This window comes from Bacillus sp. AFS088145 (assembly GCF_002564465.1).
Classification (GTDB): Bacteria; Bacillota; Bacilli; order Bacillales; family Bacillaceae_G; genus Gottfriedia.
The window spans coordinates 18,337-34,952 of the sequence record NZ_NUUX01000004.1; the positions used below are offsets into that span (position 1 = coordinate 18,337).

General features: G+C 32.2%; 17 protein-coding genes. 13 read left to right on the plus strand and 4 right to left on the minus strand.

The window, feature by feature from the left end; genetic code table 11:
* Positions 1–16: 16 nt before the first annotated feature.
* Positions 17–457, minus strand: a complete 441-nt coding sequence (locus COI44_RS01650) for a PaaI family thioesterase (protein ID WP_098426361.1) — start codon at positions 455–457, stop codon at positions 17–19.
* Between the two features lie 186 nt (positions 458–643).
* Between COI44_RS01650 and COI44_RS01655 the strand changes: the two genes are divergently transcribed.
* The 5 genes from COI44_RS01655 (at position 644) to COI44_RS01675 (ending at position 6,152) form a co-directional block, all read left to right on the plus strand.
* Positions 644–1,291, plus strand: coding sequence for a TetR/AcrR family transcriptional regulator (locus COI44_RS01655; RefSeq protein WP_098426362.1), 648 nt, complete (start codon positions 644–646; stop codon positions 1,289–1,291).
* 180 nt (positions 1,292–1,471) lie between these two features.
* Positions 1,472–2,557: a GerAB/ArcD/ProY family transporter gene (locus COI44_RS01660; protein ID WP_098426363.1), complete on the plus strand. Its 1,086-nt coding sequence runs from the start codon at positions 1,472–1,474 to the stop codon at positions 2,555–2,557.
* Complete coding sequence (locus COI44_RS01665) at positions 2,554–3,981, plus strand: spore germination protein (RefSeq protein WP_098426364.1); 1,428 nt, start codon at positions 2,554–2,556, stop codon at positions 3,979–3,981. Before COI44_RS01660 ends, COI44_RS01665 begins: the two co-directional genes overlap by 4 nt.
* Positions 3,978–5,117, plus strand: a complete 1,140-nt coding sequence (locus COI44_RS01670) for a Ger(x)C family spore germination protein (protein ID WP_098426365.1) — start codon at positions 3,978–3,980, stop codon at positions 5,115–5,117. Before COI44_RS01665 ends, COI44_RS01670 begins: the two co-directional genes overlap by 4 nt.
* 630 nt (positions 5,118–5,747) lie before the next feature.
* Positions 5,748–6,152 (plus strand): hypothetical protein, encoded by a 405-nt coding sequence (locus tag COI44_RS01675; RefSeq protein WP_098426366.1) that lies wholly within the window; start codon positions 5,748–5,750, stop codon positions 6,150–6,152.
* 136 nt (positions 6,153–6,288) lie between these two features.
* Here the strand turns inward: COI44_RS01675 and COI44_RS01680 are convergent, their stop codons facing one another.
* Together COI44_RS01680 and COI44_RS01685 are read right to left on the minus strand one after the other, a co-directional pair.
* Entirely contained in the window at positions 6,289–6,921 is a 633-nt protein-coding gene (locus tag COI44_RS01680) for a LysR family transcriptional regulator substrate-binding protein (protein ID WP_098426367.1), read from the minus strand.
* Positions 6,922–6,937: 16 nt separating this feature from the next.
* Entirely contained in the window at positions 6,938–7,147 is a 210-nt protein-coding gene (locus COI44_RS01685; RefSeq protein ID WP_098426368.1) for a LysR family transcriptional regulator, read from the minus strand.
* 224 nt (positions 7,148–7,371) lie between these two features.
* Here COI44_RS01685 and COI44_RS01690 point away from each other — a divergent pair, with 224 nt between their 5' ends.
* From COI44_RS01690 to wrbA, 5 genes are all read left to right on the plus strand, one after another.
* Positions 7,372–7,800: a MarR family winged helix-turn-helix transcriptional regulator gene (locus COI44_RS01690; RefSeq protein ID WP_098426369.1), complete on the plus strand. Its 429-nt coding sequence runs from the start codon at positions 7,372–7,374 to the stop codon at positions 7,798–7,800.
* A 57-nt stretch (positions 7,801–7,857) separates the two neighbouring features.
* On the plus strand, positions 7,858–8,256 hold the full coding sequence (locus COI44_RS01695; protein ID WP_098426370.1) for a DoxX family protein: 399 nt from the start codon (positions 7,858–7,860) through the stop codon (positions 8,254–8,256).
* 90 nt (positions 8,257–8,346) lie between these two features.
* The gene (locus COI44_RS01700; protein ID WP_098426371.1) at positions 8,347–9,285 is read left to right on the plus strand and encodes a ring-cleaving dioxygenase; all 939 of its coding nucleotides are present in this window, start codon (positions 8,347–8,349) and stop codon (positions 9,283–9,285) included.
* Between the two features lie 118 nt (positions 9,286–9,403).
* Positions 9,404–10,018 carry an alpha/beta hydrolase gene (locus COI44_RS01705; RefSeq protein ID WP_098426372.1) on the plus strand — a complete coding sequence of 205 codons (615 nt, stop codon included), beginning with the start codon at positions 9,404–9,406 and terminating at the stop codon, positions 10,016–10,018.
* A 40-nt stretch (positions 10,019–10,058) separates the two neighbouring features.
* Positions 10,059–10,724 (plus strand): NAD(P)H:quinone oxidoreductase, encoded by a 666-nt coding sequence (gene wrbA, locus COI44_RS01710; protein WP_098426373.1) that lies wholly within the window; start codon positions 10,059–10,061, stop codon positions 10,722–10,724.
* A 155-nt stretch (positions 10,725–10,879) separates the two neighbouring features.
* On the opposite strand, the gene COI44_RS01715 is transcribed toward wrbA, so the two are convergent.
* Complete coding sequence (locus COI44_RS01715; RefSeq protein WP_098426374.1) at positions 10,880–11,299, minus strand: organic hydroperoxide resistance protein; 420 nt, start codon at positions 11,297–11,299, stop codon at positions 10,880–10,882.
* Positions 11,300–11,738: 439 nt separating this feature from the next.
* Here COI44_RS01715 and COI44_RS01720 point away from each other — a divergent pair, with 439 nt between their 5' ends.
* The 3 genes from COI44_RS01720 (at position 11,739) to COI44_RS01730 (ending at position 16,213) form a co-directional block, all read left to right on the plus strand.
* Positions 11,739–14,987 carry an Ig-like domain-containing protein gene (locus tag COI44_RS01720; protein ID WP_098426375.1) on the plus strand — a complete coding sequence of 1,083 codons (3,249 nt, stop codon included), beginning with the start codon at positions 11,739–11,741 and terminating at the stop codon, positions 14,985–14,987.
* A gap of 624 nt (positions 14,988–15,611) precedes the next feature.
* The gene (locus tag COI44_RS01725; protein ID WP_098233770.1) at positions 15,612–15,872 is read left to right on the plus strand and encodes a LysR family transcriptional regulator; all 261 of its coding nucleotides are present in this window, start codon (positions 15,612–15,614) and stop codon (positions 15,870–15,872) included.
* A gap of 17 nt (positions 15,873–15,889) precedes the next feature.
* Positions 15,890–16,213: a substrate-binding domain-containing protein gene (locus tag COI44_RS01730; protein ID WP_179886973.1), complete on the plus strand. Its 324-nt coding sequence runs from the start codon at positions 15,890–15,892 to the stop codon at positions 16,211–16,213.
* Positions 16,214–16,616: the final 403 nt, after the last annotated feature.

Here is a 16,616-nt window from a genome sequence, read left to right on the forward strand (position 1 = left end):
GGCTAAAATTGTAAACCTATCTTCCTGTTGATTTTTCTCCTCGAAGAATCATACAAGTGCTTAAAGCATGGGCGACTAAGGAACCTCCTTCATCAAAAACATCACACTTAATCAATCCTATAGTATTTCCTCTTTTCATTACCTCTCCTTTTGCTATAATTTTTTCGTTCCAAACGGGTTTTAAATAGTTAATTTTAAGTTCAACGGTTGTAAATGTTTCATTAGTTTCTAATGTACTCGCAAAGGCTACACCCATCGCCATATCTGCAATATCGCATAAAATCCCACCGTGGATTGTACCCATAGGATTTGCATGTTTTTCTGTATTACATTGTAATTCAAAAACTGCTTTTCCTTCTTCGACATTTACAAGTTCAGTCCCAATTAATCTTGCAATAGGTGGTGTTGGAACCTCACCATTCATAATTTTTTGCATATCAAAAACTTTTTTACTCATTTTAACACCCCTCCATTATAAAAATATACAAAACGGTCTGTTTTTATTATATAGTTTAGTAGATATGATTTGTCAATAAAATTAAAATATTCAGATAAAACAACGTGATTGTGTAGACTTATAGAGTTATACTAAATATAACAAACCATTCAGTTTGAAAAATCAGTCAGAAAAGAGGACAAAAACATGCGTAAAGGCGAACGAACTAAGCAGATGATTATTGAAAAAGCCTCTGGACTATTAAATACACAAGGTTATATGAGTACTCCTATTACTACTATCATGGAAAAAACCGGGATGGAAAAAGGAGGAATATATAATCACTTTAAAAGTAAAGCAGAACTTTCATTGGATGCATTTTCTTACTCAATTAAAACCATGTCCATGACTTTTCAAAAAGCAATTGAAAACCAAAATTCTACTATTGATAAGCTGAATGCTTTACTTGATGTATTTTTGTTTTTAGTAGAAGGTAAGCCTATTCCTGGAGGTTGTCCGATCTTAAATGCAGCGATAGAATCAGATGATGCACATCCCGATTTAAGGGAGGCGACAGTAAGGGCCATGAATGATTTATATTCAATGGTCCTTCGAATAGTTCGAAATGGGATAAAAAACGGAGAAATTATCCCTACGATAGATTCTGAAACTTTAACAACTATATTTATATCCACAATTGAAGGATCTCTAATGATGACAAAGCTATATTATGACACCATTTATATAAACCGCTCTATTGGCTTCTTAAGAGATTACCTTACTAAACTTGAAACGACGAATAATAAAGAACTAGAGAAAGAAAAAGAGATAGCCAACAAGAAGCTATCCCTTTGAAACAATCAAATTAATAAAGTAGTTGATTTAAATTCTGATAACTATAAAACTAAACTGCAGCTTTTACCAATTCTCTTGGATGGTATGGCTGCAGTTTTTTGATGAATAGTTTGTTGTATCAATGGAAAATATATACATGTTCATGAAATAAATTACCAGAATATAAAGGAGGTATTGCTCATGAATAATGATAAAATTTTCACTAGTGCAGCATTAATCCTCGTCCTCCTTTCCAGTATATTTATGAACCATTTTATGTTGATGTCAGTATTACTTGACATAGCAGGTAGAGATGCATGGATATCGGTAGTTATCGCTTTCCCAGCTCTATTAGTCTGGCTTTGTATTTTATATTACATCATGAAAAAAACAGAACAAAAATCAATAACCCTTCTTATAAAACAGCGATATGGTAATTTAGCTTATTTTATAATAGTAACTCCCATATTAGCTTTTTTATTGATAAATTCCTATATTACTTTAAAAAGCACCTCTGATTGGATCACATTAATGTATTTACCGAAAACTCCACCAGCTATTATTGGAGTATGTCTATTATTGATTTGCTTTTATTGTGCTAAAGCTGGTATAACATCAATTGCTTTCATTTCAGTATTTCTATTCCCTTTTATATTATTATTCGAGCTTTTTCTAGATGGAGCAAATATCCAATTTATGCACATTAATTGGTTGAAACCGATGTTACAAAATGGATGGAATCCAATTTTTAAAGGGAGCTTATTTATTGCAGGAGGATATATCGAGATCTTGTTTTTACTACTAATTCAACAACATATTAAAAAGCGAGTTAAATTTAAGTATTTATTTCTTATAGGGATATTGATCTTACTATCATCACTTTTTCCATTGTTTTATTCAATCACTTTATTTGGTCCTCAATTATCAGAAAAAATGCGTTATCCTGTTTATGAGCAATGGAGACTTCTTGGCATTGGTCAATTTATTCAACATGTAGACTTTATCTCTGTTTATCAATTTATGTCATCAGCTTTTATTAGAATTTCCTTATGTATGTACTTATGTGTAGATATTTTAAATATTAGAACAAAACATACGCTAAATAAATTGTTATGGTCTTTAAGTTTTGTATTATTAGTAGTCGTATGTATACCAGTTACGGATATAGGTTTTCATACTATTTTGAAAAAAAATTATATCCCTATTTTTGTACCAGTTATTTTTTGCATTTCAATTTTACTAGTACTCTTTGTTTTAAAATTTAAGGTGAAACCAAAAGGGGTGTGATTCCCATTTCGAAAATAAACGAACAAAAAATAAGAAAACTCTTTAGCAACTGTGCCGATGTACAAATAAAAGTTCATTTCTTAAATAATGGTATGAAAAGTGAACGAGTGCTTTTTGTCTATTCTAGTGGAATGATTGATACCATCCATATGAACCAGTTTGTTTTACCTAATCTCCAAAATAATACTTTACAATTTACACAAATCAATTGTAGTGAAATAAATCCAGAACAACAAATCACAATGAAAGTTTTTTCTGGTGAATTAATTTTATTTTTCGAAAAAACTGGTGAGCTGTGTTCATTAAATATATCCAAAATACCACAACGTCAAACTGAGGAATCTTCTTATGAAGTTTCAATTAAAGGTGCTCGAGATGGATTTACAGAATCTCTAGAAACAAATGTGGCATTAATTCGAAAACGAGTACCTAGTATTACTCTATGTAATGAATTATTCACGATTGGTAAACGAAGTAATACTAGCGTTTCGTTACTTTATCTATCGGATGTAATAAATGAGGATATTATTGAGGAAGCAAGAAAAAGACTTAATTCAATCGAAGTAGATATTCTAAATGGAGTTTCTCCTCTTGAGGAATTTCTATCAGAATCTCCATATTCGATTATCCCATCATTAAATTATAATACTAGGCCAGATATGGTAGTCGAGTCACTGCAAAGAGGACGCTTTTGTATATTAATAGATGGTGCTCCAGCGGCATTAATAGCACCTATAAATATACATTTATTACTAAAATCTGCGGAAGATATGTACATGCCTTATTATTTTGTGACACTTGAAAGAGTTTTAAGATATATAGGTTTATTAATTTCGACCTTACTTCCCGGTTTTTACATAGCAATGGCAACTTATCATCAAGACCAAATTCCATTTCCAGTACTTGCAACAATATCACTTAATTGTAAAGGTATGCCATTTTCTGCAGGGATGGAGTTAATATTATTAATTATTCTATTTGAAATACTACGCGAGGCAGGTATGCGATTGCCGAAATCGACAGGTCAAACTGTTACGGTGGTAGGAGGATTAATAGTAGGAGAAACGATGATACGATCGGGACTTTCTTCTCCAAATGGAGTTGTTATTGTTGCAATTACATTAATGTCTCAGTTCTTAATTGTAAACCAATCTTTTGGAAGTGCTGTTATTTTAATGAGAGCAATCTGTATTACAATGGCTTGTGTATTAGGTTTGCCTGGTTTAGTTCTAGCTCTTTTTCTAATATTAATCTATATCTCAACTTTGAAATCTTTTGGAGTGCCATATATGTCAACATTTAATAATCCAATTGATAGTGACTACATAAAAGGTTTTATTCAAGTTCCCAAACCATTTATGAGAAAAACTCCAAAATTTTTAAATACGAAACTTGGACGACAACAGGGAGATGAGTCAAATTGAAACGGAGGTTACTACTACTATTTGTTCCAATTTTACTTTTAACAGGATGTTGGGATCAAAAACAATTAAGTCAACTAACATATGTTTCAGCTCTAGGAGTAGATTATGTAAATAATGAATTTGTTTTATATTTTCAAGTATTGGATTTTGCAACTATTGGTAAATCTGAGCAAGGAAGTAGTGGAACAGAAGGTCCTAACATTTGGATTGGTAAAGGAAAAGGCTCAACATTTGCAATGGCTTGGAACGCAATATACAATAGTACCCAACAAAAGACGTTATTTGGTCAAATTAGTTCGGTTGTGTTTAGTGAAGCAGCTTTGGGTAAAAAACAAGTTGCGGAATCATTAGATACAATGGAGCGTTTTATAGATGCCAGAATAACACCTTGGATTTATACAACAAAAGAACCAATTGATAAAATTTTTACTGTAGAACCTATGCTTCCTAATTCTCCGATTATGACTTTATTACATTTACCGAATGGAAACTATGAACAACATTCATTAATTTCACCGATGAAAGTCGTTGAATTCGCTGCACTTATTAATGAACCTAGTGCATCAATTATCGTTCCAACAATTGGCATACAAGATAAACTTTGGAAAAAAGATGATGAAAATATGCCGATGACGAATGTAAATGGAGCATTTTTGTTTTATAAAGGAAAAAAACCACAATGGATATCAAAAGACGATTTAATAGGATTGCGGTGGGTTGATCAGAATACAGAGATTACACCACTTTCTCTTAACGAAAAAAACGGAAAATTAAAAGCATTGCTTCCAATTAAAAACCCAAATTTTAAAATTCAAACTAAGATTAGCAAAGCTGGTGTTCCAAAATTTAATATGAATATACAAGTAAAGGCAACTGCAGATCAGTTAAATTCTCAATTCAGCAATAAAGTATTAAAAAATGAAGTAAAAAAACAGATAAAAAAAGAAATTTATAAATCATTTTCGATAGGTATAAGTAAAAATGTGGATATATTTCATTTAGAAGAAGAATTGTATAGAAATAATTTTAAATCTTGGAAATCAATTACTAAAAAAAATAATTTTCCACTAACATCCCATTCTCTTGGTACTATAAAAGTAAAGGTTACACTCAAAGATAGAGGAGAATTAGAATAAAGAAAATTATTTAATAAGAACCAAATACTAAAAGAATAATCTTCTCCTAAAAAGAATCAAAATATATTAAAATTGGATCATTATTCAATAAATAATCCCAAAAATGCTAATAACAATATAAGTAAATAAAACGGTAATTTGTCTTATGAAAATAACAAGCTTCAAACCTGTTCAAAATCAGAGCAGGTTTTTTAATTTTTTTGGATTTATTATCAAAAGGATCTAACTCTCAACACAATTTCTGAGGTTTTTAGTATTTAGACAAAATGGTTTGATAAAGTTTTATCAGAAATAAAGAAGGTCTATCCTTTAAGAGAAGAGTAATTACAAATTGTTAATTTATCCTATTCTTCCTTTAATAAAGAACTATTCAATTCTAAAAAATAAATTTATTTTTCATCAAAGAAGCTTAAAAGCATAAAGTTAAATTTATTTTCCTGATATAGTTAAATATTTTATTTCTTTTTATTAATAACTAAACTGAATCATTATGATAACAAGAATGTCATTTACCAGAAAAATATATCACCATATAATAACCTTAACATTTAGAATAGTACAATTTTTCCGTTTTTTAATAGGATAATTCTTCTGTCCTGAAATGTAATTTGTGATAAAGGTGATGGAAAAATGAAAAAACGAACTAAATGGTATAAGGGAAGGACTGCAACTGGTATGGTTGCTTCAGCCCTAGTAATCTCTAATGCTAAATTTATTTTTGATACTCCATTAAGTAAGGCACAAGGAACTAGTCCCGATGATGCGATGACACGTGTTGTGGTCGAAATGGAAGGAGCTCCTGCCATTCAAACCATGCCTCATTTGGAACAAATTGGAGCCGTTTCTAAAACAATAGAAAAAAAGATAAAAGATCAAACTGAGAATTTGAAAAAATCTCACGGGAAAGTAATACAAGAAATAAAAGAAAAGAAGATTCCTTTCAACAAATCTAACGAATATACGTTCACATTTAACGGTGTAGCATTACAAGTACCAAAAAAAAAATTTATGAACTGCGTTCTCTTCCTGGAGTAAAGGCTATCTATCCAGATCAAGAATATCACGCAGAATTAGACAACAGCGTTCCTTTGATAGGTGCTCCGGATGTCTGGTCTAAGCACGATCATGAAAATCAAGAAGTTACTGGAAAAGGTGTTTTTTATATGAACTTTTATGAATTAATCAAAATATTTTCAGTTCCTCTTACATCAAGACTTGTCAAATTCACATATGCAACCAACAAGTCAATAAAATTTCTAGCAGCAGACCCAATATACTTTTCTTTATGATGTACATTAGCAATTTCCTTAGTAATTACAGGATTCACTATTTTAATTACTTTAAGGGTTTCAGAATTCTCAGAAGTGAGAAGAGTATTGGGAAGTATTGTAGCTCCAATACCTGCTTTTACTATACTCAAAATGGAATTAACATCAGTTAATTCTATGATTGGCTTGAAAACAAATCCCATAGATGTAGCGGCATCATCAATTAATTTTCGGCAATTGTGGTTTTTAGGACTTAGGACAAGTTGAATGTCCTTAATCTCTTCAAAATCAACTTTTTCTCTTTCAGCTAAATGATGGTCAAAAGGAACAACTAAATAAAATTCTTCATTATATAAAGGGATATTTGTTAACTGTTCATTCTCTAAAGGCATGTGTGTCAATGCTATGTCGATTTCATTTTGAATAACTCTATCCTCAATATTATCTGACATAATGATCTTCATTTGTAAATAGGGATGCATTCGATGAATCTCTAGGAAAATTACAGACGCAAGCTGACTTAACTCTTCCGACATTGCACCAATGATCAGATTACNNGGATTCTTCTTGTAGAATTTTACCAGCTTCTGTAATGGCGATTTTTTTACCTAAACGATCAAATAAACGTACTCCTAATTTATCTTCAAGAGCTATTATTTGACGGCTTAAAGCAGGTTGTGATATTCCTAATTTTTCTGCTGCCCTTGTAAAATGTAATTCCTCGCAAATGGCTATAAAGAATTCTAATTCTCTTAATTCCATAATTTCACTTCTCTCTATTCTAGATGATATTATTTAATGTACTAAATTTTTACTTAATGTAGATGTTATCAAAACATCCCAAAATAGCTTATTAGGTATCTGGCTTAATAATTTTTATTTGACCCCAAAAATTTAAAAGCTTATTGACAAAAAAAATAATAAGTATTAATATTATCTCATATTCAAGATATTTTAATTCAAAGTAATTTTCGGAGGTGAAATTAATGGAGAAGAAATGCAAAAATCTACCTTTTCTACTATTAATGCAAACATCTAAAGCAATTCATGACCGAATAAAGGACGAAATGGCAAAATATAAGTTAAGCATAACTGAGTTTTCTGTTTTAGAAGTACTATATCAAAAAGAGAAACAAACAATTCAACAAATTGGAAATTCAATATTGGTCTCAAGTGGTTCGATGACATATGTTATAGATAAGCTAGAACAAAGAGATTTATTATGCAGAATGCCATGTCCAGATGATCGCCGAGTAATTCATGTGATATTAACTGATGAAGGAAATAAATTGATGAACGAAATTATGCCGAAATACAATGACTTCATTAGTAATATGTTTGATTCATTAGATTTTGATGAGTCTGATACTTTTGCTAAGCTTTTGAATAAAGTCAGAAATAAAGTTTATTCTTAAATTTTTTTTACTATTTTATCTCGATTTAAAGATATATATATTTTAGGAGGAGTTAATATGATAAATATAGGTTTATTATTGATTCGATTGGTAGTTGGTATATTGTTCATCGGGCACGGTGCTCAAAAATTATTTGGTTGGTTCGGTGGATACGGATTGAAAGGTACTGGTGGATGGTTTGATTCTATTGGCATGAAACCAGGAGTAACAATTGCGCTAATCGCGGGGCTAGCAGAATTTATTGGCGGAATATTGTTTGCTTTTGGGTTTTTAACCCCTGTAGCAGGAATTTTGATTGCTGGGACTATGGCAATGGCAATTATTAAAGTTCATGCGCCAAACGGTATATGGGCGACATCAAATGGATATGAATATAACTTAACTTTGCTAGTAGTGGCTATTAGTATAGTTTTAACCGGTCCTGGTAAATATGCTTTAGATACAATCTTATTCTAAAATATATTGAATTAATAATTCTTAATATAAAAATAATGTTACTAAGTCTTTTAAAACAGCTAATCTTTAATTTAAAAGGAGAGTTGAAAAATGAGTAAGAAAACAATGGGTATTCACCATATCACAGCAATAGTAGGGGATCCACAGGAAAATGTAGATTTTTATGCAGGAATATTAGGGTTGCGTATGGTTAAGCAAACCGTCAATTTTGATGATCCAGGTACTTATCACCTTTATTTTGGTAATGAAGGTGGAAAACCAGGAACAATTATTACGTTTTTCCCTTGGGCAAGAGCTCATCAAGGAACCATTGGGGACGGTCAAGTAGGAGTTACTTCATATGTTGTTCCAAAAGGCTCTATGGAATTTTGGAAAAAAAGACTAGAAAAATTCAATATTCCTTTTACAAACATGAACCGCTTTGGAGAACAATATTTGCTATTCGATGATCCACATGGTCTTCACTTGGAAATTGTTGAAAGAGAAGAAGGAGATATCAATACTTGGACATTCGGTGAAGTAACACCTGAAGTTGCTATCAAAGGTTTTGGTGGAGCAACTTTATATTCAACCCAGCCTAACAAAACAGCTGAATTGTTAGAAAAAGTAATGGGACTTGAATTAGTTGGTAGAGAAGGTGACTTTGCTCGATATCGTTCTACTGCGGATATTGGAAATATTATCGACGTAAAAATAACTCGCAGTGGACGTGGGCAAATGGGTGTTGGAACAGTACACCACATTGCATGGCGAGCTAGTGATGACAAGGATCTATTGGATTGGAAAAAGTACGTTTCATCCAATGGATATGGTGTCACTCCTGTTCAAGACAGAAATTATTTTAATGCCATTTACTTTAGAGAACATGGTGAAATTCTATTCGAAATTGCGACAGATCCTCCAGGGTTTGCTCATGATGAATCTCAAGAAGCAATGGGTGAAAAATTGATGTTGCCATCACAGTATGAACCTCATAGAGCAAAAATTGAGCAATTTTTGCTACCGATACAAGTAAGAGAACTTGACTGATTATATGGAGCTGGAATGAGATCCATATACAATGTTTGAAAGAGCATTTATAAATTACAGGTAATAATTAAGTAATAATTGGTGATAAATCGAAAAACCTAATGGAGGGAAATAATTAATGAAACATCTATTCAATAAAGGTCAAGATCCAACAAAACCAACATTTTTATTACTTCATGGTACTGGCGGTAATGAATTAGACTTATTACCTCTTGCTGGAATAATTGACGATGAAGCTTCTGTATTAAGCGTTCGTGGAAATATATTGGAAAATGGAATGCCGAGATTTTTCAAAAGATTAGCTGAAGGGGTTTTTGATGAAGAAGACCTTATTTTCCGAACAAAAGAATTAAATGAATTTCTTGATGATGCTGCAGAACAGTATGGTTTCGACCGATATAATATTATTGCATTAGGATACTCAAATGGAGCCAATATAGCTGCAAGTTTATTATTTCACTATCAAAATGCATTAAATGGTGCTATTCTTCATCATCCTATGGTACCAAGAAAAGGAATTGAACTTCCAGACTTATCAGGTAAAACAGTATTTATTGCTGCTGGTACAAATGATCCAATTTGTTCTCCTATGGAATCTGCTGAATTAAAATCTTTATTGGAAAAGGCTAATGCGGATGTAGAACTTCATTGGGAGAATAGAGGTCATCAATTAACCATGCAAGAAGTCGAGTTTGCGGCAAACTGGTATCAGAAGATAACTTCGAATAAATGAATGTAGAAAATAAAAGAATGGCATAATAGGTGGTGTATATATGGGTTTCTTATCCAAATTATTTGGAAATGCATCTGATAAGGAGAATAAAAAAATGACTAATGTAAAATTGGCTGTAATTTATTACAGTATGGGTGGAACTAATTATCAGCTTTCAAAATGGGCTGAAGAAGGAGCGAAAGAAGCTGGGGCTGAAGTAAGAGTATTAAAAGTCCCAGAACTTGCTCCACAATCAGTAATAGAAGGCAATCCAGCGTGGAAAGCTCATGTTGAGGCTACTAAAGATGTACAAGAAGTAAAGTTAGATGACTTGGAATGGGCTGATGCTATTATATTTAGTGTACCTACTAGATTTGGTAATATGCCAGCACAAATGAAACAGTTTTTAGATACAACCGGTGGGTTATGGTTCAATGGAAAACTTGTTAATAAAGTTGTTAGTGCAATGACTTCTGCTCAAAATCCACATGGAGGTCAAGAAGCAACAATTCTATCACTTTATACAACAATGTATCATTGGGGTGCAATTGTCGCTGCTCCTGGATACACTGATCCAGTTACATTTGGAGCAGGAGGTAATCCATATGGAACTAGTGTTACTGTTGGCCAAGATGGAAAAATGATTGAGGATGTAGAAGCTGCTGTTAAACATCAGGCAAAACGAACCGTTACAGTGGCAGAATGGGTTAAAAAAGCAAATCAATAAATGGAAAAGAGCTAATCGACAGGTGTTGATTAGCTCTTTTATTTACCTGTAAAAAATTATAAGGAATTTTTACGACGGCATGTCTTTAAATTTTTTAGTCAATTTCATATTGTTTTATATAACAAGTTTTTGGAAAAGATCTTGTTACTATTGACCTATTCAATAACTTTAACTTTCAACTTTACATCAACATTACCTTTTAAAGCTTTTGAATAAGGACAAAAACCATGCGCTTCTTTCACAAGCTCTACAGCAACATCTTGTGGAACACCTTTAATTTGTGCATTTAACGTAACTGCTAGGGAAAAAGGGTTTTCTGTATCATCTTTTAATAAACTAACTTCCGCTGTAATTGATGATTCAATTTTCTGCTTATTTTTATTTGCGATAAAGTTTAATGCACCATCAAAACATGCTGAATATCCAGCTGCAAATAATTGTTCAGGATTAGATCCAACTTTGTTAGTATTTGCAGAGGGCGTTGTTAAAAGTAAATCTATTAAACCATCATCTGATTTAACATTTCCTTCACGACCACCAGAAGCAGTAGCTTTCGACGTAAATAATACGACCATTCATAATCACCTCACCTAAAAATTATTAGTACCTTTTTCATATCGATAGTATTGATATTTCATACTCTAACTATTCTAAAAATAACACTTTAAAAAGAAAATCATAATGGGTGAATATACCATTGTACAAATTAAATTGTTTTGTCATCAAAGAAACTTAAAAAACACAGACTTCTTTTGATTTTCCTCCTATAATCTTGCCTCATTCTTCTTTATTGATAACTGAAATGAATCATTATGATAACGAGAATGTCATTTCCAAAAGAAAAATATCACCATATAATAACCTTAACATTTTGAATAGTCTAAATTTTACCGATTTTATAATGGTTTAATTCCACTATCCTAAAATGCAATTTACGTTAGAGGTGATGCATAAGAAAACATTAGATTATCTGAAAAATAGAAACAAACAGCAGCAAAATATGGAGGTTAACAAATGAGAACAAAAATGACAAAACGTATTACATCTTTAACACTCGTACTAACCCTATTCATGTCTCTATTCAGTAGTTTGGTTTTTGCCTCAACTGAGAAGGCAGCTGGAGCAACTAATAGCCCAACAGCGAAGGAGATTGTAAAACTTATTCCAAGTGAATCAACGGTCTCGCTTTCTCTTTCTCAAAGTCAACACGATTTAAAGGTTGAAGCAGAGTATAAAGATGGTAGTAAAGCAGACGTTACAGCGGAAGGAAAATGGACATCACTAGATAAAAAAGTTGTAACTGTTGAAACTGGAAAACTAACAGCAGTAAATGTTGGATCTACAAATGTACAATTCAGCCTTGGTAATGCAGTTTTAAAAGTAGATGTAAATGTTACGAAAAGTGCAAAAGTGTTAAGTCAATTGTCAAATCCTTCAGAGAGTAAAAAAATTGTATCGCTTGTATTAGAGGCGAATCAAGTTACATACATAGATGAGGGGAAAGAGCGTCCTATTTCTTTGAAAGCGCTTTATAGCGATGGCTCGATGGAAGATGTAACGAAATTAGCTAATTGGGAATCAAGAGATCCTTCAATTGCAATGGTTGAAAAAGGGGTATTAAAAGGAATATCACCAGGTAATGTTTCAATGAAGGTAACTTACGCAAATTTTCCACAAATAAACTTCTTTGCTTCTATAATAGATATTCCTGATAATGTATCGGCGCTATACCTTTCGGCTGACATGTTGAGGTTAGAAACCTCTGATAAGCCAGTTCAAGTAAGAGCTGTGACAAAGAACCCCATGTTGGGGAGTACAGAGGTTACTTCTTTAGGAAGTTGGACAACGACAGATCGAAATGTAGCTACGGTAAGTAAAGATGGTCAAATAACCCCAGTTGGGATCGGCCAAGCATATATTTATTTTAAATATGATAAGTTGGTTGGTGCTGTACTTGTTAATGTTGTTAAGCCTACAAAGCTTATAACTGATGAACCTACAGTTGAACTACTACCAGGACAAAATTGGCCTGTTAATTTAACCGAAGTATTCACAAATGGAATATCAGAAGGTGGTATGACTTTAGTTGAAAATGTAAATCCTTATGATGTCAAATGGACAGTCGAAGATAACAGCATTGCAACGGTTACTGATTCAGGATCTATCATTGGACGTAAGACAGGTAAAACGTTTGTGACAGCTTCCTATCGTTCAGATGTTCTTCCTCCAGTTAAAATTGAGGTTACTGTCACCAATAAGCTTACAACTCCTAGAGTTATTGGTTTGACAGCTTCTCAACCAAACCTCTCTTTAGGATTAGGTGAAGAAACGCCTATTAAAATAAATGCGATTTATAGTGATGGGAGAACTGAAGATGTAACAGGTTCCGTTGAATTGTACTCCGACAATTTCCACGTAGCTTCAGTTTCCCGAAAATATGGTGGTGAATCAAAAGTTATTGGTCAATTAAGTGGCACAACTGTCTTGCATGCTATCTATAATAATTTTCGTTACTTTGTAGATATCCCGGTGGCAGTCACGGATAAAGACGGTCAGAAGCAGGCTCCAAATCCTGAATCAATTTCTGTTACACCAGATATGAAAAATATGGTAGTAAATCAACAGCAGCAATTAGAGGTAAAAACGACCTATTCAGACAGATCAAATTCAACTTCTTATGCGGTATATAAATCATCTAATCCTGATGTTGTTAAAGTAAATAAAGATGGTCTGCTTACTGCTGTAGGAACTGGTACAACAAAGATTACCGTAGATAGCTCTGGATACTCAAAGCAGGTTTCAATTATCGTTTCAAATGAACCTTCTAAAGATTTTGTAAACAAAATTGTTGATCTGATTCCTAGTGAAAATGACATCTCCTTTAATTTATCTGAGCACACGCATTCGTTCTCTGTAAAAGCAAAATATAAGGATAGTTCAACATCTGACGTTACATCAGACACAAGATTCACATCATTAGACCCAGACATAGTTACAGTTAAGAATGGTGTTCTTACAGCAGTAGCAGCAGGAACAACACAGGTACTTATCGACTACGGCACAAGTACTAAAATCTTGAATGTTTCAATTCTTTCTGGGAATGAAGTATCAATCAAAGATTTAAAAATTGAGTCCTTACTTGTTTCCTCATTGAATGTTGTTGTTCAAAAAGATAAGCTTTATCCAGTTCATGTTTTTGCTCAATACAATGATGGAACTCAAAGGGAGATATCGAATTCAATCCAGTGGACAACAGAGGATCCTACAGTTGTAAGTGTTAAAGACGGGAAATTTATTGGAATGAAAACTGGAAAAACGATGGTTAGTGCAACAATTCCAGGTGTTTCTTCTATTAAAATTCCAGTAAAAGTACAAGATCAAGCTGGACCAGTAAATTTAGTAGGAATTGTTGGCTCGGGGATGATATTACAGCCTGAAGCAGGTAAGATAGTAGAAGCGATAACTACTACTAGCAATGGGATGATCTTACACCCTGAAGAAGGAACTATTGATGCGAACGCGTTTGCTGAATATACAGATCATAATATCGTTCAGGTTGATACAGAAGGGAAATGGGAATCTTCCGACGAAAGTGTAGCAACTGTTGACCAGAACGGAGTCATTACATGGGTCGGCCCTGGTGAAGCATACATCTGGTTCAATTATTATGGTTTGAGAGATGCTATTTGGGTAAGAAACACTAAACCTGTAGATTTATATTGGGCTGAAAACAATAAATGGACAACTAGAAATGTAATGTTAGAACCTAATAAGTCCACTGACATCTCAATTAATGGATTCTTTGGTCGTCCTGGCAGAGATGGAAATTGTGATTGTTATAATCTTAATAGCAAAGCAAAATTGACTGTGGCGGACGAATCAGTTGCAACAATTTCTGCTGATGGACATATCATCGCTCACTCTATTGGAAAAACGACAATAACTGCTACAGTTTTTGGAATGTCCAAGACAATTGATGTTGAAGTTGTAGCAAAGTATCCTACATTTACTAGGGGTATAAGTTCCTCGCCTAGTTATATCGTAAATTCAGCAGGTTCAACAAATGATATAGTCATTAATGCTATGTCAAGCGATGGAACGATAAAAGACGTTACAGCTGATGTCAAATTTTTTAGTTCCAATTCGGAAGTAGCGGAAATGACCACTGATCATAAGATCCTAACGAAGGCTGAAGGAACCGCTGTTATCATTGCGGAATATGATGGATTTAAAATAATTATACCTGTTATTGTAAAACCATAAAGATTACTTTGTATAATTGATATTTAGATAATCGTGTCAGATACAGAATAGTTATGTTTTTAAGGTCTCCCCCGTAAGTTAGTTTCAATCTAACATTACGGGGTATTTTTATTGCCAAATTTTATGAAAGAATTTAAAAGGAAAAAAAGATTAAAGATTTCCAGAAAAGTTAGAGTTAGTCCAATAGAGAGAGGGGAATATTTACACTGGGTTCAATAATGGGTCCAAAAGTGAGTTTGTCCTTTTTACCTTCGCAAAAGTCAAATTATATATATTATTTTTAAATCATCTAATTTATTAATCATTATCATCTAAAATATTATATTGTTAATTTATCAGAATAGTTATAACATAATTGCATGATTGAGAATAATTAGGAAGTCGATTAGGAGTAAATATAATTTACGGTGGTATCTTTTGTGAATTGCCTTTTTTTGAGAAATTAAGAACTAATATGATATGTTTAAAATAGAAATATCATAGTTTTTACAGAATTTATCAGATATTAATATGACTTTTAAAAAGTTTATAAATTTAAGTTATTAAGTATTTGCAGATTGTAAGAAAAACAAGAAAAATCGTTCCATATACAGAATATGAAAATGACAAAGATGGTGAAAAACTATGGAATTGAAACAATTAGAATATTTTTTGGCAATTTGCGATGAAATGCACTTTACAAAAACAGCAGAAAAGCTAGGTATTGGACAACCTACCTTGAGTTACCAAATAAAAATTTTAGAAGATGAAATAGGTGTTCCTCTTTTTGATCGAATAGGTAAAAAATTTCACATACTGAAGCAGGTACTATATTATTTGAGCATGGTAGAAAAGTATACGATACGCTTACTAGTGCAAAGAATCAAATTCAAGAACTTCAATTAATGAATAGAGGAAAATTAGTGATAGGTGCCTTGTCTGGTGATCTAAGTCATATAGCATCCTCGGTTTTATTAGAGTTTCATTCTATGTATCCTCATGTACAATTACAGTTTTATCAATTTCATGAAGTACTAGAAAAAGTAAAACAAAATAAATTAGACTTAGCCTTGACTATTATGACACCTCCGGATGAAAAGTATAATCAAATATTTTTATATAAAGAAGAATTTTTCATGGTTGTACAATCAGATCATGTTTTAACTAATCAAAACGAAATTGATTTAGACGAAATTCAAAATTTTCCACTTATCTTATATCCTTATGGTCACTGTTTTAGACAGTGATTAGTTGACGTTTTGGTTCTAAAGGAATTGTACTCAAGCCTTTGATTGAAACTACTGATACAAGGCGATAATTAAAGCAGTGATTGCAGGGAAGGTAGCTTCCATTCTTTTTGCTACTCTTTTCAATCTTGATAATAATGGACAATTGAAAGCAATAAGAATTAAAAATCCCTCTATTTTTAAAGTAATCATTGTCTATCATAAGCAAAAATATATTGGGAAAGCAGCAAGAGGATTTATTGATTTATTAATATTGGTGAACTAAACTAAAAAACTATTTGTAGATAATAAATAAAAAATATTTATTGAACAATTATTAACCCGAATTATAGATAGATTAAAAAATGCTTATTATTTATTATTTAATAATTAAGAACGAATGAGAAAATTTTTAATTGCGTTC